Here is a 21,756-nt window from a genome sequence, read left to right on the forward strand (position 1 = left end):
TACAAAGATAAACGATATTTACTCATCCAAATCAAAAATCATTAACTTTGCTCCTGTAAAATAGTAACACCATGTCAGACATTCCAGTCTTAATATCGGATTTGGCGATTATCCTTTTTTCCGCTGGATTAATAACCATCATTTTCAAATGGCTAAAACAACCTGTCGTGCTGGGTTATATCATGGCAGGGATTATAGCGGGCCCCTATACTTTCGGTGGTCCGATGATCATGGATGCCGAAAACATTCATATCTGGGCGGATATCGGGGTTATTTTCCTCTTGTTCGCGCTTGGATTGGATTTTAGTTTCAAGAAACTGATGAACATCGGGGGAACCGCCATGATCAGCGCTCTCACCATCGTGGGGGCCATGATGATGTTAGGATATATCGCCGGATTGTCACTCGGCTGGGGGCACATGAACAGTCTTTTCCTCGGTGGGATGCTATCTATGTCCTCGACCACGATCATCTTCAAAGCATTCGATGACATGGGGTTACGCAATCAACGATTCGCGGGAGTCGTTTTCGGGATTCTCGTCGTGGAAGACCTTTTCGCCGTGGTACTCATGGTGTTGCTTTCCACGTTGGCGGTCAGTAAACATTTCGAAGGTATGGAAATGGTCAGTAGTATCCTGAAATTAACGGCCTTCCTCGTGTTCTGGTCTATCACGGGTATTTTCCTGATCCCGACCTTTCTGAAAAAAGCCAAACAATGGTTGAACGGGGAAACGTTGCTTGTTGTATCCCTGGGTCTTTGCCTAGGCATGGTTCTGCTTGCCGTGAAAGCCGGATTTTCTTCCGCTTTAGGTGCTTTTGTCATGGGGTCCATCCTAGCCGAAACTATTGAAGCCGAAAACATAGAACACCTTATCAAACCCGTGAAAGACTTGTTCGGAGCCATTTTCTTCGTCTCGGTCGGGATGATGATTGATCCCGCCATGCTAATCGAATACTGGTTCCCGATCCTGCTGATCACGCTGGTGGTTATCGTGGGACAGGTCACATTCGCGGCTTCCGGGGTCTTGTTATCGGGACAAAGCCTCAAAATTGCCATCCAGTCGGGATTCTCTCTCGCCCAGATTGGAGAGTTCGCCTTTATCATCGCCAGCTTGGGTATGACCTTACACGTGACGGACAAATTCCTGTATCCTATCGTGGTAACCGTTTCCGTCATTACCACATTCTTCACACCTTACATGATCCGCATGGCCGATCCCGCCTATCAATTCATTACAAAACATTTCCCCCGCTCCTGGATTAATTTCCTTGACAGGTATAGCACCGGGACAAATACCATTCACCACAAAGGCACGTGGCAACGCTTACTCAAAGCCCTGTGTCGTATCGTGGTCACTTACTCGATCTTATCCGTTTTCACGATAGCACTATTCCTGCAATACCTGACTCCGTTAATTCGAAAAGAACTTCCCGGAATACAAGGAGGTATCGTGAGCGCCGTGGCCATACTATTGCTGATCTCGCCATTCCTACGGGCCATGATGATGAAAAAGAACCATTCGGAAGAGTTCCAGCAATTGTGGAATGACAATAAGTACAACCGGGGACCGCTTATTTCCCTTATCGTTCTGCGTGTTGCCCTTTGTATAGGTATCGTAATGTTCGTTATATCCAGCCTGATAAACGTGGCCGCGGGCCTGTTGCTGATTATTGCATCCGCCATTATTTCATTCTTCATTTACTCCAAACGATTAAAAAAATATTCGATCCAACTGGAACGCCGTTTTCTACGCAATTTTACCGCACGCCAACAGGAACAAGAACGAAAATCCCCGATCAAACAGCGTTTCGTGAAGCATTTGCTTGACCGAGACTTGCATCTGGCTGATTTCGAAGTCTCGCAATCCTCTCCCAGCGTGGGCAAAACACTTAAAGAGCTAAATTTCCGCCAGACTTGCGGGGTCAGCGTGGTCACGATCATCCGGGGTGAGGAACGAATCAACATCCCCGGTGGAGAAGAACGCCTCTATCCTTTTGACCATATCATCGTGGCCGCCACGGATAACGAGATCGAAGTTTTCCGCAAGTTCGTGGAGAACCGAGTGCAACAACGCAAGGAAGAACTCGAACAACAGAAAGCCCCGGAAGTCAGTCTAGAACAATTTATCATCGAAAAAGACACCACCTTAATCGGACGTTCCATAATAGAATCCGGCATCCGGGATAAAGCCGCCTGTCTCGTCATCGGCATCGAACGGGGAGGTACTTCCATCATGAACCCAGTCCCTACCACCGTATTTGAAGAAGGCGATGTCGTATGGATCGTTGGAGAAAAAGACAAACTACTCCAACTGGCAGCAGGAAAAACGATCTAATAATTTTAGATTTTAAATTTTAGATTAAATAATTCAGCAGGGCAAGCTGCCGCGACAAAGCGCCCCACAGGGGTCCATCGACTTTATGGACTTTACAGACCTTATGGACTTTATTGACTCTTTTTCAATTACGTTATTCAATTTCCAGCCCGAACAGAGCCTTCAATTCTCCCACGGCAGGATTAATCGACACGAAATGCTCGAACTTATCTTTGGCCGTGAAAAGACGTTTTTTATCCTGCCCGTCTTCGGGTTCCATGTAAACCTGGGCATTCAAAGTAATAAAACCATTAGACAATTTCTTCGACAGAAAAGAGAGTAAGTAAGGATGCAAATCCATGACTTTCGTCAACAAGAAATCATTATCCACCTCAATCGTAATAACAAACCCTTCCACTTTCGGGGTATGCGAGGTCAGGGCGATTTTTACAGCCGTATCTTCCTGCGACGTACCAATATAAGCCTCCAAAGCAGCAGAAACATCCGCCACGGTAAATTCATTTCGTGCCTTTATCTTGTTTTCATTGGCCTGAGTTTTCTCTCCTTCATGTTGCACCCGCAAATCCTCTTTCGTTTCCGCCATAGCCATTTTCAGCTTGAACGAACGAGGAGGTTCCGCCTTGTAGGTGTTGGCTTTCGGGGACGTAGTTGTAGACGCAACCGCAGTAGGGGCAGCAACAGCCCCACCACCCTCTTGTTGGAATTTACCGTTAAAACCTTCTATCTTTAGTAACCCGGCAAATTCCTCTATACTAAGACTTTTTTTTTTAATTCATTAATCTGACACAACTTGATCAAGGTAAGCTCCACGCACAAACGTTTCTCCATGCGAATTTTATACTGCATTTCGCATTGTTCGATCACCTTCAAAGCATCAAATATAAATTCTGGGGTCACCGTTTGCGCTTGTTTCAGGTAACGTTCTTTAATGGAAGCACTCACTTCCAGTAGTTGCACGGTAATCGCTTCCTTGGCCACCAACAAATCCCTAAAATGCCGTCCCAACCCGGATACCAGATTACCCGCATCAAAACCCTTTTCCATGATCTCGTTGAAAAGCAGGAACGTCTCCGCAACCTTACCGGTATAAAACAAATCGGTGAGTTTAAAATAGTAATCGTAATCCAACACGTTCAGATTCTCGATCACCTTATCGTAAGTCAAGTTCTTTCCACAAAAACTAACCACCTGATCGAATATAGACAACGCATCACGCATCGCCCCGTCAGCCTTTTGGGCGATCACGTTCAATGCTTCCTCTTCCGCCTGTACCCCTTCTTTGGCAGCGATACGTTTTAAATGATCAATCGTATCGGGCACCTTGATCCGGTTAAAATCGTAAATCTGACAACGGGATAATATCGTCGGCAGTATCTTATGTTTTTCCGTGGTGGCCAGAATAAAGATCGCATGGGCAGGAGGCTCTTCCAAGGTCTTCAAGAAAGCATTGAAGGCCGAAGCACTCAACATATGTACCTCGTCGATGATATACACGCTATACTTCCCGACTTGCGGCAAGATACGCACCTGATCGACTAATCCTCGAATATCATCCACGCTATTATTGGATGCGGCATCCAACTCGTGAATATTCAACGAACGACCGCTGTTAAACGCTTTGCACGATTCACATTCATTACAGGGTTCGGCATTTGCCTGCAAATTCATGCAGTTAATCGTCTTGGCAAAAATACGGGCACAAGTTGTCTTCCCGACTCCCCGCGGTCCACAGAACAAATAAGCCTGGGCTAACTGTTTATTGAGAATAGCATTCCTCAACGTGGAAGTAATCGAGTGTTGCCCGATCACGGTGTCGAAACTTGCTGGTCTATATTTACGTGCCGAAACGATAAAGTTTTCCATGTTAATCTATTACAGGTTGTTATCCGATATTGTTATAATAATGTACCGGATTACAAATTTACAAAGTAAAAATCACACGTGCAACCTTTAAATTTGAAAAGAACTGAAATTTAAATTTCAGTTCTTTTCTTCCATAATCTTATACACACCATCAATAACAACGCCTGACTCTATATATATTTTCCGGGTTAAAATATTCCCTTTAATATGTGCCGGAATTTTTAATGTCAAACTTTCCAACGCAACAATATTCCCCCGGACTTGTCCCAGAATCAAAGCCGACGCACACTTGATATTTCCTTCTACACGGGCTTCTTTTGCAATGACAATACGTCCGGTTGTAATGATATCACCTTTAAAATCACCATCAAGTCGAATGGAGCGATCCGTCTTCATATTACCCACGAAGAATGTTTTCGTGGGTAAGTTCACAAACGCTGCCTGTTCTAAAGCTGTCGCAGTTTCTTCTTCCTGCCGCTTTTTCCACCAAGAAAACATTTTCATCAATCGTTATAATCCGACAAACAAACGCAAGTATTCGCATTACCAACATCCAACCCAACCGCCAGTTGGGATACATTTTTCAAAAAATCATCCGGGTCCATCGTTTCGAAACTATTCGCCCCGGTACGAGCCTTCAACTTCGAATTCAAGCAATACCCGTGAGAAGCACATTTCTCCGGCTCCGGATAAACGGATATCGTGAGTGTATCCCCAAATTCTTCTCTAAAACATTCCACCAATTCCGGGTAATAAGCACCTCCACCCGCCAGATACATCTGATTACATTTACTGAAATCGTCATCGATAAATGACTTTCGCAATCTTGGAGAAATCACGTCATTGTAGTACATACGCAATACTTTTTTCCGCAAATCGGTAACATCATGCCGAACCCGATTAATTGTTATTTGTCCTTTTTGAAACAAGATGTCCAGTTGATGCTCTGTCTTCAATTCCATGTAGTACTTTTTCATCAACTCATGCTCGAATAACTTCACGGCATAATTTATCCCGTTCATACTCACGGTCGAACGATTCAACATTCCGGACGACATGCTTACCGCAGCCTCACAAGTTCCGAATCCCAGACTGACCATAAAGAAATTTCCTTGCACGTGAAGAGCTCCTTCCCGAAGAGCAGTAATACAACCGGCAATTTCAGGCATTACATCCACGTTCGCAATCACAATTTCTTTTGTCTCAAACTGACAATCCCCGAAAGTTCCTTTATCAAAAGTAATTACATGCTTACCGCCAAGCACTTCATCCACCTGATCACGATATAGCATATAAGTTGAAAAAGGAAAACCGACCGTTAGATTTATCGTCCCCTCGTTTTCTGAAGTTGCCAACAATAAACCCGCCTGGGCCAACAACTTGTATTCTTCTTCTCCCGGTCCCGTGTTGATATTCTTATGCGGAGAATATCCTTCCCGAAGAGCCAGATTACCGATAATATAATCATTATTACCCAACTTGAGCTTTATCCCATTTAACAAACAGTCCGCAACATGAGAGAATTCTTGATTCGTTGCCTCATAAGTACTGGGAAAGTTATATGATTTCATCATAAGCATATGAATTTTAATTATTTAATCCATTTATCCAAAATATAAATAACCGATCGATTAAAGATACTGTAAATCGAAAATTTGTCACGATTAATGTCATTTCCGTAACTAATTGTGCATTAAAACGAACTAAAATAATACTACATAATTGTATTTTAGAAAATTGTTAATATATTTGTATATCTTTAATCGATCATTAAAAAATATTTTTTATGCCTGATAAATTCTTCTTGACACGTTTTCAGATATTCCTATTTTCCTGAAAGAAATAACAATAACAACTAACATATAAATATTTCATTTCCCGTGTACCCCCGTCATACAAATAAAAAAACGATATCGTTTATGATATCGTTTCTTTCTATTTTTATATACTCGAATATCAAATCTTCTCCAAATCGGTTTTAGCAATCCATCCTTCATTTCCATCGGCCAATCGCACATTATACCACTCGCCCAAAGAACCGATAACCTGTACCTTCAGCCCTTCATGAATCACGAATAATTCCGTTCCGCTATTGTCCGGAGCCCCCCGCACAACCACGCTGGGAACCATAATGATCCCACTATCCCTATCGGTCACCCGATGATATTGTTTCAAAGCAAAACATATCGTCATCACCGATACCAGCAACATGATAATTCCCAAGGTAAACCAACTTTTTTTCAAAGAAATGGAAGTTGCATGGAAAAACAGTACTGCCATAACTAGGAAACCGATAAAAAGAAACACGGAAATATAAGCCCATTGGTCTGCCGTGAACGCTGTCACGAAAGCATTGTACCAACGCACGAGGAACAATTCCGGCAATACCTTGATATTATCTACCGTGGACTTTTGTGCCATGGCCAAATTATATTTCGCATCGCTATCTCCTGGATGCAACAGTAAAGCCCGCTCGTAATTCAGAATAGCCTTGGCCACCTCACCCTGTTTGTAATAACAATTCCCTAGATTATAATATATCGTTGCCGATTCCATGTCATCCGAAAGCATCTCGGTGTACAAATCTATTGCTTTCTGGTATTCGCCTTCCTGATACATTTTCGCAGCCTCCTCTTCCAATGCTTTCACGTCGGCAGCATAAGTCATCACGCCAGATAACAGCAACACCAAAATCATATATATCCTTTTCATCGTTTTCGACTTTTAGTTTTTAGCTTTTAACTTGTAGTTTTTATATTGCTTTATCCAGCTTCATGATAATGGAAAGACTATCCTTGTAGACCTTATCCATTTCTTCGTCCTGATTAGCACCGGGAGCATAACGGGCATACTCGCAATGATCAAGCACCTCGATAAAACCTTGTATCAAAGTTGTATCGGCTCCTCGACGAGTCAAATGCTCACTGATATTATCCCGATTCAACTCGGAAGCGGATATATTCAACTTGTAACTAACGTATCCCCACAAGGCATTCAGCACCTCCTGATAGAACAACTCGGAATTACCGGCTTTCATAGCCACCGATGCTGCACGCAAACGCTTTTGTGCCATTTTGTTGGCAGTCTTACTCTTCACCCGAACCAGATCGGCATTCGCTTTTATCCGGCGACGATTGAGTATCATTCCTACCACGAAAAGTACAAAAGGAATCAAGAAACTCAACCAATATTCCATTGTAGCGAAATATTGTACCCCTCTTTGCCTCAAATCGCTCTTACCCGTCTTGATATACCGGATATCCTGTCCCAGCATCCTGACATCTTCTTTCTTGAATGACTGCAAAGCCGCTTCTCCGGTTCCTTGCCCGGACTCGTTACCCTTGGCCACCCGAACGGTATACTCTTTCCCGGTCAATATCTTATAAGTCCCCGATTGTGGGTCAAAATAAGAATATTGCACGGCCGGAATCTTGTACTCACCCGCGTAGCGAGGGATTACCAAATATTCGAATGTCACGGTTCCGGATGTTCCGTTAATATCTTTTATTACTTTCGGATCATACACGTCAAAATCATGCGGGAAAGAAATCTTGGGTGCTTCCAACAATTTCATGTTACCGGTTCCCCGCAACACCACCTTATAAGTCAACGCATCATTTGCTCTCAACGTATCGGTAGAAGTAGATGTCGTCATGGCAAGGGTCCCGACCATACCACTGAATCCTAAAGGTTTCCCCGCTTCCGGTAAAGGTTTCACGGTAATTTTCACGGGTTTACTCTTGCATATCACCCGAACATCCCTCGATTGTCCGAAAAAGTCGTCAAATATACTGTTTGAACGCCCTGCTACCCGTTGCCTCACCACGCAGATCAACTCGTACGGGTCGATCGTCAACGTTCCGGCATGCTGGGGAAACAGGATCGTTTTCTGTAACACACCTACCCGATCGTATATTTTTCCATTATATTCTTCTCGTTCCAATCGGATCTGGGGAATCTTCACGTCTTCTGTCAGGAACCCGTCAAAAGGAGGTATCTTTTTCCCTTGCACATCCACCAGATTTACACGGGCGTATACTTTCAGGGTTGCCGTCAGACTTTCTCCCACGTAAAGAGAGTTACGACTCACCTCCATTCTCAAAAACAGATCATCATCAGTGATCGTGGAACTTCCCCGGTCCTCACGAATCCCACTAGAAGAGGCATTATTATTCCCCTTAGGCTTATCCGAACCCTTGATCACTTTTATTTTTAAAGGACTGGATTTATACTCTTTACCGTCCACCGTGATCGTGGCAGGAGCTACGGTATACTCTCCCTCTTCACGTGCTTCCAGAACATACGTGTAAGTATATTCCGAGCTCTGTTCCATTTTTCCATTAATAATTGAAGTATTAAAAGATGTACTCAACGACGGACCCGCCAGTAAATCGAATCCTTGCAAGGTAGGAACCTGCAAATTCTCACCTTGTTTATTCAGCACGAAAGAAAGGCGAAATTGCTCTCCGACCTCCACGACCGAGGGAGCCGACGCCGTGAATTTTGTCTCTTGAGCAAACACTTTTGCCCCTCCGATAACGCATAGTAACAATACTATAATGAATGACCTCATTTGTTTATCTTTTAATTCTTTATAATCCTACGATAAAATGTACAAAATTACCAGTTTTTCTCGATTTTCATCTTCTTGGCTTTCTGTGCCTGAACTTTATCTTTTTGTACCTTTTCCTGTGTTTTCTTCTCATCTCCTTCTAAGGCTTCCAGCAAACGTTTGGCATCTTCCTTGGAAATCTTGGGTTGTTGCTCTTGTTGTTGTTGCTGTTGTTGGTCCTTATTCTGCTGGTCTTTATTTTGTTGATCTTTCTGATCTTGCTTTTGTTGATCTTTATCCTGTTGATCTTTGTTTTGATCTTGCTGATCTTTATTCTGATCCTTATTTTGGTCCTTGTTCTGATCTTGGTTCTGATCCTTATTTTGGTCTTTATTTTGCTGGTCCTTATTTTGATCCTGGTTCTGGTCCTTATTCTGATCTTGGTTTTGATCTTTATTCTGATCCTGGTTCTGTTGATCCTGCTTTTGCTTACGAGCAAATTCCAGGTTATACTTGGTTTCTTGCGAATTCGGACGATTCCTCAAAGATTGTTTATAAGCCTCGATACTCTCATCCAATTTATTCATAGATAAAAGCGTGTTGCCGATATTATGATACAACTCGCCCAATCGCTCCTTGTCTTTTTCGTTTTGCGCCAAAGACTGGAATTGTTGCAACGCCTCGTCAAACTTTTTCTGCTTGTAAAGCGCGTCACCCAGATTAAACGCCCCCTCGTACGATTTTACCTCGGAATCCAAAGCCTTACGATATTCCACCTCGGCTTTCTCAAAATCCTGCTTATTGAACAGATCATTTCCTCCTCGAATAAACTTTCGTTCCTGCTGTGCAGCCAACGGTAAACTTATGACTACAGCCATTATCATTGTCATCAATATCTTCACCATAACACTTCGTTTAAAATTTACCGATTTGTTTCAACACTTTTTCCTTCACTCCCAAATATATTAATCTTCAAGAAATTCTTGTTCTTTCGCCCAAGGACCATAAAATCCAACAACACGAAAATCAACGCCATAATCAGAAAATACTGATATTTCTCAGCATAATCACTGAATACCCGTTCTTCCAACAATGTCTTATCCATCCGATCAATTTCATCCAGCAAAGTATTCAACCCCACGTTCGAATTACTTGCCCGCACGAAAATACCCTCTCCCGCCTTGGCTATCTCTTTCAACGTCTCCTCGTCCAGTTTCGAAATAACCGGATTACCACTACCATCCCTCATATATTGGCCGGGATTGCCTTTCTCCGGAATCGGGGCTCCCTGCGCCAACCCCATTCCGATTGTATGGACGAAAATTCCTTTTTCCCGTGCCGCTTTTGCCGCGGCCACTGCATCATCCTGATGATTCTCCCCGTCCGTGATCACGATGATCGCTTTCGAAGTTTCTGTTTCTGGGGTAAACGATTTTGCAGCCAAATCTATCGCATTACCAATAGCCGTTCCTTGTATCGGCACGATATCCGTGTTTATCCCCGACAAGAACAATTTAGCAGAGGAATAATCCGTCGTAATCGGCAATTGTACGTACGCGTCACCGGCAAACACGATCAACCCTACCTTATCATCGCTCAACTTCTCGACCATCCGGGAAATAGCTTGCTTGGCAGCCTCCAATCGACTGGGCTTTATATCTTGGGCCATCATGGAATTAGACACGTCCAGCGCGATAATCAATTCCACTCCCTCTTTTTTCACTTGTTGCAGTTTTGATCCGAACTGAGGCCCTGCAACTCCGAGAATCACGAAAAACAAAGCCATCAATACAAGAATAAACTTCAATGTCTCTCGTTTATAGGATTGCAAAGGCATCAACGTTGCCAACAACTCAGGACTCCCGAACTCGGCTATCGCTTTCTTCTTCCGTATCCTTGCCACCACGTAAAAAACTATCAACAATGGTATGATAATCAGCAAGTATAACAAATCAGGATGTGCAAATCTAAACATAACCCTTTTCTAATTTCAGATTTAATAATTTTAAATTCTGTGATTTCGTGATTGTAGATTCTGTGATTTCATAATCACCTCATCGAAAATCTCCGAATCACTTAATTCTAAGGAATTTTCCTCAACAACGTGTATCTCCCTAATGCTTCGAGAATCAGCAGCAAAGCCCCGATCAATGCAAAATAAAAATACTGTTCATTTTTCCGGCTAAAATGCTTCACTTCTACCTTACTCTTTTCCAGTTTATCAATTTCCTGATAAATCTGTTCCAATTTCTTGTTATCCGTTGCCCGGAAATACTTACCACCTGTCATGTCGGCAATCTGAGTCAAAACCTCTTCATCAATCTCCACCGGCATTCGTTGTAACTGCATCCCGAAAGGAGTTTGCACGGGATAAGGTGCCTCTCCCAGAGTGCCCACGCCAATCGTGTATACTCGAATTCCGAATGTCTTTGCTAACTCGGCAGCCGTCATCGGGGCAATTGCACCCCGGTTGTTCACTCCGTCCGTCAACAAAATGATTACTTTTGATTTTGCCTTACTATCCTTCAAGCGATTTACCGCATTTGCCAATCCCAACCCGATAGCCGTACCGTCTTCTATCATCCCGCTATGAATATCTTTCATCACGTTTACCAACACGGCCTGATCGGTAGTCAAAGGACTTTGCGTGAAACTCTCTCCACTGAATACAACCAAACCTATTCGATCCTGAGGACGTTCCAATATAAACTTCGTGGCCACTTCCTTGGCTGCTTCCAAACGGTCGGGTGTAAAATCCCGTGCCAGCATACTACCGGAAATATCCAACGCCAACATGATATCAATACCCTCGCTGTTATAAGTTTGCCAACTCGTGCTGGATTGCGGTCTGGCCAAGGCTAACACCAAAAACAGAATCGCCAATAACCGGGCAGCAAATAACAGGTGACGCAACCAAATCCGACTTCCCCGTTTCATTTGTTTGAACACCCGAATTGAAGAAAACTTCAAATCTGCATGCGAGCGTTTCTCCTTGAATATGTACCAAATTATCATTGGTATCAATACCAACAACAACCAAAAGTACTCAGGGTTTGCAAATTCATATCCAAACATAATATCTATTTTAAATTTTAGATTTTAGATTCTAAACGATATTTCTATTTAAAATTCAAAATCTAAAATTAGTTAGTCGTTTCATTTTCTTTATCTTTCACCTCCTGAGCTTCCTTTTCAGCCTTCTCTCGGGCTTCTCTCTCTTGCTGCTCTTTCAATTCCTGTTCCAGACGTTCCTTTTCGTGAGCAGCCCGGATCGTATCATTTGTCTCCTGCACGAAATCGTAAGCGATGTCAAGATTACGCACATTCTCGTCCTGCAAAGGTTCAGCCTTAGCAAATTTCACGTAATCAGCCGTCTCGAACATATTAGCCAGCTTATCCCGTTGTTTCGCATTTACCTGATCGGATTTCTCCAAAGCCTGCAGGGTCTCGAAAGAAGTCTGCTCCATGGCAGAAATACCCAACTCCCCATCCAGATAATTCCGAATCGTATCGGTCAACTGCGTATAGTACTCTTTCGTCTTGCCACTCTGCCACAATTTCTCCTTTTTGATCTCTTCCAAGGCTTTCATGGCCAACACGTAGGGAGGTATAGCCGGTTTCTCGTGAACAAAGATACTTTTATGAGATTTCCGATACCTGATAATCAGAATAATCACCAATATCACCACGATTCCCAACAGTCCCCACAACAGGTAAGGTAATACCTCCGCAAACGTCCACGGGGCAGCCAAAGGCATCACGATATCATAATTTCCTTTCTGCTGATCTACCACAAACGTATTCACGATCAACGGTATCGGATCCGTCCGCAACGTGTTGTTATAACTCTCCTGCTGAATCTCTATCGGCATGGGAGGAATCACGTACATTCCCGAATCAAAAGAAGTTATCACGTAACTTTCCTGCACAAGGACCCGTCCATCCTTCTCCAAGATAGAATCCCGAACCGGACCGGATATAATCTCGATACCCTTCGCGATCGTGTCCTTTAACTGGGGAAACGCAACTTTCACTCCCGGTTCCGACTTCACCTTCATCCGAAAATGAATTTGATCCCCGATCATGATATAGTTCGTGTCGACCTCGGCAATATATTCCCGATTTTGTGCTTTCAAGGCACCGATACTACATAGTAGAACAATTACGAATAGAACAATTCTATTTTTCATTTTCAATTCTCCATTTTCAATTTTCAACTAATATCCAGCCCCTCTTCTCTTGAATAACGTAATCAATGATCTCACGTAATCCTCATCGGCACTGATAGATGCCATATCCACTCCCGCGTGTTTGAATATCCGATCCAATTCCTTGTCTCGTTGCAAAGCATAAGCTTCAAACTCGTCCCGGACCTTTTTATCGGAAGTATCCACCCAAACGCTTTCTCCGGTTTCCGCATCGGTCAAATACATCAACCCGACAGGAGGCAATACCTTCTCTCTCCGATCATACAATTGAAGTGCCACCACGTCGTGTTTCTTGTTCGCGATCATCAAAGGATGTTCAAAATCATGCTCATCCATGAAATCGGATATCAGGAAACAAGTACACCTTTTCTTTATGGCATTTGTCAAATATTGTAACGCCACCGAAATATTCGTCTCCTTATGCTCCGGGTAGAAATCCACCAATTCTCGGATAATATGCAGGATATGTGTACGTCCTTTCTTGGGCGGGATAAACTTCTCTATCCGGTCGGAGAAAAAGATCACACCGATCTTATCATTATTCTGAATGGCAGAAAAAGCAAGCACGGCCGCAATCTCGGTAATCTGGTTCTTTTTCAATTTCGAAACTGTCCCGAAATTACGCGAAGCACTCACGTCTATCAGCAACATAACTGTCAACTCTCGTTCCTCCTCGAAAATCTTCACGTAAGGATGATTGTAACGAGCCGTCACGTTCCAGTCGATACTTCGGATATCATCCCCATACTGGTACGCCCTCACCTCGCTGAACGTCATACCCCGACCCTTGAAAGCCGTGTGGTACTCCCCCGCGAAGATATTACTCGACAATCCGCGAGTCTTTATCTCGATCTGCCTAACACGTTTTAATAAATCTGAAGTCTCCACCTTATTAATTTTAGATTTATTGATTTTAGATTTTAGATTCCAGCCACACAAGGCCGACCTAATTTCTTGATTTATGATTTCCGATTAAGTGATTTCCCCGCACAATTCTCTCGCTCTTTTTTATAATCACGGAATCATTAAATCGGCAATCACGGAATCATTTCACCTTTCATTCTAAACTCTCGTCGTTATTAAATTGAAAATCTCAGATTGAAAACAGATCATTTTCAACTTTCAATTTTCAATTACTAAGGCACTTCAACCGTGTTCAAAATTTCGCTGATGATGTCTTCACTGGTCAGGTTATTTGCTTCAGCCTCATAGCTCAAACCGATACGATGGCGCAATACATCATGACAAACGGCACGAACATCCTCCGGGATCACGTAACCGCGGCGTTTGATGAATGCATACGCCTGTGAAGCCTTTGCCAAACTGATACTAGCACGAGGGGATGCCCCGTAAGAGATCATGGAAACAAACTTCTCCAAACCATGTTCCTGCGGATAACGGGTTGCAAACACGATATCCACGATATATTTCTCGATCTTTTCGTCCAGATAAACCTCTTTCACCACCTCGCGAGCCCGCAAGATATCTTCCGGCTTTAAAATAGTGTTGGATTCCGGGTAAACTTTCTCCAAATTCTGACGAACAATCAATTTCTCTTCCTCTTTCTTCGGGTAGTCAATCACGACTTTCAACATAAACCGGTCTACCTGAGCCTCCGGAAGCGGGTAAGTACCCTCTTGCTCGATCGGGTTCTGGGTGGCCATAACCAGGAACGGTTCATCCAACTTGTAAGTTGTATCACCAATCGTCACCTGACGTTCCTGCATCGCCTCCAACAAAGCGGATTGCACCTTTGCCGGAGCACGGTTTATCTCATCCGCCAAAATAAAATTAGCAAAAATCGGTCCTTTCTTCACCACGAACTCTTCCCTCTTCTGGGAATAGATCATCGTACCCACAACGTCAGCAGGCAACAAATCCGGGGTAAACTGGATTCGACTGAATTTTGCATTAATAATATGTGCCAGCGTATTAATCGCCAAGGTCTTCGCCAAACCGGGAACACCCTCTAATAAAATATGTCCGTTCGAGAGCATCCCGATCATAAGTCCTTCCACCAAATGTTTTTGACCCACGATCACCTTATTCATCTCCATGTTAATCATATCGACAAAAGAACTCTCTTGCTGTATGCGCTCGTTCAATGCTTTGATATCAACCGTATTCATGTCATTGATTTTTATAATGATTTATATTACTACTTTTCTAACGTCAAACATTACACATCGGTTTCACTCTTTACGAAAAGAGTCCTAAAATAACTGCCTCTGTTTCTGTTTTTCCAAAAGTAGCTATTATTCCGTCAAATGTTAAAATCCAAGTGGCTAAAAAATGTTAACACGAATTTTAAGGTTTTCCCAAAAAAAATAGCAGAAAACTTCAGGCCTCTGCTATTTCTCATTTTCCTTTATTTTGATTTATGCTCATTCTTCCTCTGTTTTGCCAACTTTAAATAACCCGTTACAAAAATCAGAATAGCAAAAAGGAATATTAAGACTCTTAAAAAAGATTAGTAAGACCCACACTTTCCGGTCGTTGCACGTCACGAATCGTTGATTTTTATTTACAGACCGATTAAAGCAATTATTTACAAAGGATCAACATCAAAATAAATTCGCACACCTTTCCCGACAGGTGCTTTCACCAACTCCCCGCATTTTTGTTTCAAAAAGGCTTTCAATTTTGACAAAGAAAGACCTTGTTCCGCCTTAATCAATATCTGAATACGGAACATTTTCCTTATCCTTGACACATCCGGTTCCGCCGGACCACACACCCGTCGTTCCAACCGCTCCCGCAACAACCTTGCCAGCTCGTTTGCGGCATTCCGCAAAGCCAACTCCTCCGTGTGTCTCAATTCTATTTGAATCAACCGGGCAAAAGGAGGATAATTAAACATCTCCCGTTCCCGCGACAACAGGGAATAAAAACCGTGATAATTCTCCTTCTTTACCAACTGGTACACCCGATTTTGTATATCCGCCACTTGAATCACCACTTTACCGCGCTCCCCTTTGCGCCCGCTACGTCCGCTCACCTGCATCAACATATCATAAGCACGTTCCTCCGCCCGGAAATCGGGAAAACCGATCAAACTATCGGCATCCATCACCCCTACCAGCTTCACACGCTCGAAATCCAATCCTTTCGACACCATTTGCGTCCCGATCAACACGTCCAGATTCCCGGCCTCGAAATCATCAATCAATGCCCGAAACTTCGCTTTATTATTCATCACGTCCAAATCCATCCGGGCAATCCGAGCTTCCGGGAAATATTGCTTCACTTCCTCTTCGATTCGTTCCGTACCCGGCGTGCGATTCACGTAATGCCCCTGACCGCACTCCAGACAAACTCCCGGCACGGCTCTCAAACTCCCGCAATAATGACAATTCAACGTATTCCGGTAACGATAATATGTCATGCTCACGTCACAATGTTTGCATTTCAGGATCGCCCCACAATGATCACATTGCAAATAAGTGGAATATCCCCTCCTGTTCTGAAACAGAATCACCTGCATACCACTCTCTAACACCCGCTTCATCTCCTCGTACAAAACCGGGGTAAAACACCCCTTCATCATCTTCTTGCGGCGATATTCCTTCACGTCCACGAACAACAATTCCGGCATCATCACCGCCCCGTAGCGAGTAGCCAATTGCACGAAACCATATTTCCCGCTCAAGGCATTCTGGTAACTCTCAAACGAAGGAGTCGCGGATCCCAACAAAATCTTCGCCCCGTTCATTTTCCCAAGCATGATTGCAGCATCCCGCCCGTTATACCGGGGAGCCGGCTCCTTCTGCTTGTAGGAACTTTCATGTTCTTCATCAATGATAACCAACCCCAATTGACGATAAGGCAAAAATATAGATGATCTCACTCCCAACACCACCGGGTAAGGCTGATCCCCATTCTGTTTACGCCATATTTCCGCCCGGGCGTTATCCGTCATTCCCGAATGGTAAACACCCACTCGATCACCAAACACCCGTCGCAATCGTTTCACGATCTGGACGGTCAAAGCAATTTCCGGCAACAGGTACAACACCTGTTTCCCCTGCTTCAACATGTCATCAATCAAATGGATATATACCTCCGTCTTTCCCGATGAAGTAACCCCCTGTAACAAAACACAATCTTTCTCCCGGTAATCCTTCCGGATTTCACCTAGCACCCGTTCCTGCACCTCGGACAAAGCATGTATCTCTTGTTTCTCCTCATCCCCTACCTCCAGACGACTAACTTCCCGCACGACAACTTCCAACACGCCCCGATCACACAAAGCTTTCAAGACAGAAGCCGAATTCCCGATCTTTTGCATGAACTCCACTTTCGACAAACTCTCCACCTGATGCTCGTGACTGTAATAAATCCAATCGCACAACATCTTGTATTGAGCCTTTGCACGCTTCAACGAATCGAGAACATTCTCCAACTCTCCATCCGTGAACTCTCGTTTCCAGCCTACCCAACGTTCAAATTTCGGTTTAAACAAATCGTCTACCGACTCCTTTATCCCGATAATCTCTTTCTCCAACAAGGCTCGAACAGCCACGTACACATCCTTCCGTTTCAACAACTTCTCAACCTCTGCCATGCAAATCTCTCCCCGTTCCTGAAAAACCTTCACGATCTCCCGTTCCTCCGGGCTTAATTCGGGAACATCCGACAAACGTTCTTCCCATCCGCCCGACAGGCTCAGACTCGTGTAACTCTCCAGCCGCATGGCAACAGGCAATGCAGCTCGTGTCACTTCACCCGGAGGAGTCATGTAATACTCGCTGAGCCACAACAAAAACTTTAAATGAGATTCCGAAAGGGCAAAACCCTCCTCAATGACCCGTTCGATAGGCTTCACCTCAAAACCCTCGGGAGGATTGGAATGTAATGCGTAGACCACACCCGTGTACCGTTTGTTTCTCACAAAAGAAACAACCACAAGTGCCCCCACCGTTACCGAATGTTCATATTCTTCCGGTACCGAATAAGTAAAGAAACTTTCCACTCCCAGAGGGATAATGACATCCGCGTACAACAAAACGTTATAATTTTAAATTTTAAATTTTAAATTTTAAATTACCATCCGCAATCTAAAATTTAAAATCTAAAATTATTAAATTGATAGGATTTCCGTCAACCCCAATAAATTTTGATTCAACGGTTTAGAATTCTTTATTGCTTTATTGAACGGAACATGAACAATATCTTTATTCATAATACCTACCATAATACTGGTTTGATCATCCAATAACGCATCCACGGCCGCAACCCCCAACGTACTGGCTGTCACCCGGTCAAAAGCCGAAGGAGAACCACCTCGCTGAATATGTCCTAAAACCGTCACCCGCACATCGTATTCAGGATGTTTTTTCGCGATCTGCTCGGCAATCGTGTAAGCGCCACCCGACTTGTCACCCTCGGCCACGATCACGATACCACTGGATTTATGAGGTTTGTAATCATGTTCCAGATACTTGTCCAGATCATTTACATCCGTCTCGATCTCCGGCACCAACACGGCTTCCGCCCCCGTGGCAACAGCCGAACGCAAAGCGATAAACCCGGCATCCCGTCCCATCACCTCAATAAAGAACAACCGGTTATGAGCACTTGCCGTATCGCGAATCTTATCGACAGCTTCCACCACCGTGTTCACCGCCGTATCGTATCCCACCGTGTAATCCGTTCCGTAAAGATCATTATCAATCGTTCCGGGGATCCCCACGATATGCACATTATGCTCCTGACAGAACAAACGGGCTCCGGAGAAAGTACCATCTCCACCAATCACAACCAATGCATCAATCCCGAATTCTTTCATTTTCTCGTAAGCTTTCGTACGTCCTTCCGGAGTTCGGAACTCTTCGCTACGAGCGGTTTTCAAAATCGTACCCCCGCGTTGAATAATATTACTCACGTCATGGGAACCCATTTTCACGATATTTCCCTCGATCAATCCTTCATACCCGTCGTAAATACCATACGCTTCACAACCATTAAAAATAGCCGCTCTCACCACCGCCCGAATAGCGGCATTCATACCCGGCGCATCACCACCTGAGGTCAAAACACCAATTTTTTGAATTTTTCCCATAAAACAAAATTTAATTGAAAGTTGAAAAATTGGAAATGCCCATCTCCATTTCCCAATTCTAATATCTTAACTTTTATCTTTTAACTTCTCTCTTATCTCTTCCATCACCCACCTCGGTGTCGAGGTAGCCCCGCTAATCCCCACACTACTCGCCCCCTCGAACATGTCATCCCGCAAATCACCCACCCCTTGCACGAAATAAGTCCTGGGATTCACACCCCGACAGACCTCGAAAAGCTGTTTCCCGTTAGAACTCTTCTCCCCGCTGACAAACAAGATTACATCATGTTGAACGGCAAACTCTTTCAACTGCGGGATACGATTTGCCACTTTACGACAGATCGTATCATTCACGACCACGGAACTCCGGGCATTCTCTTTCACCAATTCCACGATCCGCTTGAACCCGTCCAAACTCTTCGTCGTTTGGGAAAACAGGATCACGGGTCGGGCAAAATCGATCGATTTCAAATCTTCTTCCCCTTCCACGATCAAGGCCTCATCATTCGTTTGCGCCACCAAACCGTTCACCTCGGCGTGTCCTCTCTTCCCGTAAATCACGATCTGCACCCCGTCAGCCTTTCCGCCTTCGTATGCTTCCCGTATTTTCTTCTGCAAATTTAATACCACGGGGCAAGAAGCATCGATCACCTCTATCCCGTTCCGTTCTGCCAACTCGTAAGAACTAGGCGGTTCTCCGTGCGCACGGAACAACACCCGGCAAGTTTTCAACCGGGCGAACTCCTCGTGATCAATAGTCGACAATCCCAAATTCTTCAATCGTTCGACTTCCAGACTATTATGCACGATATCCCCGATGCAGTATAAAGTCCCATGCTGCAACTCTTCTTCCGCCTTGGCTATAGCATTCACCACACCAAAACAGAAACCGGAATTCTCGTCAATTTCTACTTTCATATCTTGAACGAATGATCTTTAACATCTCTTCCACCTCTTCCTCCACGGTCATATCGCCATTATCAATCAACACGGCATCCGGGGTCTTCACCAACGGGCTTGTCTCCCGATGCTCGTCTATATAATCTCTTTTCCGTACATTCGCCTCAACCTCCTCGTAAGTCACGTGATCCCCCTTCTCGATCAACTCCTTATAACGTCGTTCTGCCCGCACTTCCGGGCTTGCCGTCATGAAGAACTTCACTTCCGCGTGAGGGAACACCACGCTCCCGATGTCCCGTCCATCCATGATCACACCTCCCGCTTTCGCCATCTCCCGCTGTTTCTCAACCAACAATTCCCGCACGTAAGGCAGCGAGGCGATCAGACTCACGTTATCCGACACCTCCATTCCCCGGATAGCAGCTTCCACGTACTCGCCATTCATGTACGACTCGTAACGTTTCTTCTCCTCATTATATTTAAACCCGAAAACAATGGTCGGAAGCACCTCTTTCAATTTCTCATCGTCCACCTTTCCGTCCTGAATCAATCCTTCACGCATAGCTTTCAACGTCACGATCCGGTACATAGCCCCCGTGTCAATGTAAGTATATCCCAAACGTGCCGCAAGAATCTTTGAAACAGTACTCTTTCCCGTGGAAGAATGCCCATCAACGGCAACGATCAAACCTTTCTTTTCCATCTTCATTATTATCTATTCAAATTGCGAAGATACAAAAAAGGGGGTAATCGTTTAATGATTACCCCCTACTATTTTTTGATTTACTTTCAAATCTTAGTTTACCATCTGCAACAATTTCTTGGCTTTCTCCATCATCGTCTGGTTGGAAGACTGTTCGGCCAAAGTAGTAGCGATCTTGGCGTAACGTTTAGCCACATCCTCGAAACCACACTTGTTGGAAATCAACACGTAATTATAAACAGCGTCGAAATCCTTTTTAGACTCCACGGTCTTACCCGCCCACAACTGGATCACTTTCAAACGGGAAACATCATTCATGATCTCCAGTGCGCCATCAGTAATCTCCTTGATCATCTTTCGATTTTCCGGGAAATAACGGAACAACTTCCGAGCCTTGTAGAAATAATCTTCAGACTTCCGTTCTGCCCGCAATTGCTTGATGTAGAAATAATCGGCAACCACGTCATAATGCTCGTAACCAGAACTTTTCAAGAAATCCAAATACTTGTTATACTCCATCTTATTGTTCGCATAGTACTGCTCCAAATGACCTACAAACACGTTATCCAGCTTTTGGAAAACATCGTCCTTTGAATAGTTCTGCATGAACTTCGATTGGTTGTTAAACAAATATTTGATCTGGGGAGCGTTCACATCATCCACGTAATCCCGGATAATGGACCAGTTATAATCTTTCAAATAGTCAGTCTCCTTCTGAGTCTGAAAATACCTACTTACAACATCACGATTCGGCTTCCCTTGGTTTTTCAACTCTCTCAAAAGTTGAATTGTTGTTTGGGGGTCCGCAGGATTCGCCTCGAACTTCTTCACCAAATTATCCAATGAATCCATCTCCTTCTCGTGAGCTTGCACTCCAACAAGATTGAATAATAAAACACCTACGATTAATACAATTTTCAACATAATACTCGATACTTAAATTTAAACTACACCCATATAACACCTAAAAGGGCAAAAAGGGTGACTCGAAAGCTGATTTTAACTTAATATTTAACATGAATTAATTATTTTACTTACAAAATCAAAGGAAATTCCCCCTTTAAATAAAAATCTATAACCTTCTCATTCCTTTTCATTCTCTTCCATGAAACATTTAATAATAAATACGTTAT

17 protein-coding genes and 1 pseudogene are annotated in these 21,756 nt (G+C 43.8%); 1 reads left to right on the forward strand and 17 read right to left on the reverse strand.

The genetic code is table 11. The annotated features are described in order from the left end of the window. The first annotated feature begins 71 nt into the window (after positions 1 to 71). The gene (locus DWW52_RS04940; protein WP_118714368.1) at positions 72 to 2,336 is read left to right on the forward strand and encodes a cation:proton antiporter; all 2,265 of its coding nucleotides are present in this window, start codon (positions 72 to 74) and stop codon (positions 2,334 to 2,336) included. Between the two features lie 133 nt (positions 2,337 to 2,469). On the opposite strand, the gene DWW52_RS04945 is transcribed toward DWW52_RS04940, so the two are convergent. From DWW52_RS04945 to DWW52_RS05025, 17 genes and pseudogenes are all read right to left on the reverse strand, one after another. Beyond that, positions 2,470 to 2,919, reverse strand: coding sequence for a hypothetical protein (locus DWW52_RS04945; protein ID WP_118714369.1), 450 nt, complete (start codon positions 2,917 to 2,919; stop codon positions 2,470 to 2,472). A 167-nt stretch (positions 2,920 to 3,086) separates the two neighbouring features. After that, a pseudogene (locus DWW52_RS04950) lies at positions 3,087 to 4,199 on the reverse strand (DNA polymerase III subunit gamma/tau); the annotation flags it as partial. Between the two features lie 117 nt (positions 4,200 to 4,316). After that, positions 4,317 to 4,703, reverse strand: coding sequence for a polymer-forming cytoskeletal protein (locus DWW52_RS04955; RefSeq protein ID WP_118714371.1), 387 nt, complete (start codon positions 4,701 to 4,703; stop codon positions 4,317 to 4,319). Next, positions 4,703 to 5,773 (reverse strand): ParM/StbA family protein, encoded by a 1,071-nt coding sequence (locus DWW52_RS04960; protein ID WP_118714372.1) that lies wholly within the window; start codon positions 5,771 to 5,773, stop codon positions 4,703 to 4,705. Before DWW52_RS04960 ends, DWW52_RS04955 begins: the two co-directional genes overlap by 1 nt. A gap of 382 nt (positions 5,774 to 6,155) precedes the next feature. Further along, entirely contained in the window at positions 6,156 to 6,911 is a 756-nt protein-coding gene (locus tag DWW52_RS04965) for a tetratricopeptide repeat protein (RefSeq protein WP_118714373.1), read from the reverse strand. 40 nt (positions 6,912 to 6,951) lie between these two features. Next, the gene (locus DWW52_RS04970) at positions 6,952 to 8,772 is read right to left on the reverse strand and encodes a BatD family protein (protein WP_118714374.1); all 1,821 of its coding nucleotides are present in this window, start codon (positions 8,770 to 8,772) and stop codon (positions 6,952 to 6,954) included. Positions 8,773 to 8,819: 47 nt separating this feature from the next. After that, positions 8,820 to 9,656, reverse strand: coding sequence for a tetratricopeptide repeat protein (locus DWW52_RS04975; RefSeq protein WP_118714375.1), 837 nt, complete (start codon positions 9,654 to 9,656; stop codon positions 8,820 to 8,822). 17 nt (positions 9,657 to 9,673) lie between these two features. Further along, positions 9,674 to 10,726, reverse strand: coding sequence for a VWA domain-containing protein (locus DWW52_RS04980; RefSeq protein WP_118714376.1), 1,053 nt, complete (start codon positions 10,724 to 10,726; stop codon positions 9,674 to 9,676). 107 nt (positions 10,727 to 10,833) lie between these two features. Continuing rightward, entirely contained in the window at positions 10,834 to 11,826 is a 993-nt protein-coding gene (locus DWW52_RS04985; protein ID WP_118714377.1) for a VWA domain-containing protein, read from the reverse strand. A 68-nt stretch (positions 11,827 to 11,894) separates the two neighbouring features. Beyond that, positions 11,895 to 12,941, reverse strand: a complete 1,047-nt coding sequence (locus DWW52_RS04990; RefSeq protein ID WP_118714378.1) for a hypothetical protein — start codon at positions 12,939 to 12,941, stop codon at positions 11,895 to 11,897. Positions 12,942 to 12,968: 27 nt separating this feature from the next. Continuing rightward, positions 12,969 to 13,847, reverse strand: a complete 879-nt coding sequence (locus DWW52_RS04995) for a DUF58 domain-containing protein (RefSeq protein ID WP_118714379.1) — start codon at positions 13,845 to 13,847, stop codon at positions 12,969 to 12,971. A 248-nt stretch (positions 13,848 to 14,095) separates the two neighbouring features. Next, positions 14,096 to 15,088, reverse strand: coding sequence for a MoxR family ATPase (locus tag DWW52_RS05000; RefSeq protein ID WP_118714380.1), 993 nt, complete (start codon positions 15,086 to 15,088; stop codon positions 14,096 to 14,098). A gap of 419 nt (positions 15,089 to 15,507) precedes the next feature. Continuing rightward, the gene (gene priA / locus DWW52_RS05005) at positions 15,508 to 17,964 is read right to left on the reverse strand and encodes a primosomal protein N' (RefSeq protein ID WP_118714381.1); all 2,457 of its coding nucleotides are present in this window, start codon (positions 17,962 to 17,964) and stop codon (positions 15,508 to 15,510) included. Between the two features lie 75 nt (positions 17,965 to 18,039). Then, on the reverse strand, positions 18,040 to 19,020 hold the full coding sequence (gene pfkA / locus DWW52_RS05010) for a 6-phosphofructokinase (protein WP_118714382.1): 981 nt from the start codon (positions 19,018 to 19,020) through the stop codon (positions 18,040 to 18,042). Between the two features lie 66 nt (positions 19,021 to 19,086). Further along, entirely contained in the window at positions 19,087 to 19,938 is an 852-nt protein-coding gene (locus DWW52_RS05015) for a 4-hydroxy-3-methylbut-2-enyl diphosphate reductase (RefSeq protein ID WP_118714383.1), read from the reverse strand. Further along, the gene (gene cmk, locus DWW52_RS05020) at positions 19,922 to 20,623 is read right to left on the reverse strand and encodes a (d)CMP kinase (protein WP_118714961.1); all 702 of its coding nucleotides are present in this window, start codon (positions 20,621 to 20,623) and stop codon (positions 19,922 to 19,924) included. The genes DWW52_RS05015 and cmk overlap by 17 nt, the downstream gene beginning before the upstream one ends. A gap of 93 nt (positions 20,624 to 20,716) precedes the next feature. Further along, complete coding sequence (locus DWW52_RS05025; RefSeq protein ID WP_118714384.1) at positions 20,717 to 21,547, reverse strand: hypothetical protein; 831 nt, start codon at positions 21,545 to 21,547, stop codon at positions 20,717 to 20,719. Positions 21,548 to 21,756: the final 209 nt, after the last annotated feature.

Origin of the sequence: Odoribacter sp. AF15-53 (genome assembly GCF_003479425.1) — a bacterium.
Classification (GTDB): domain Bacteria; phylum Bacteroidota; class Bacteroidia; order Bacteroidales; family Marinifilaceae; genus Butyricimonas.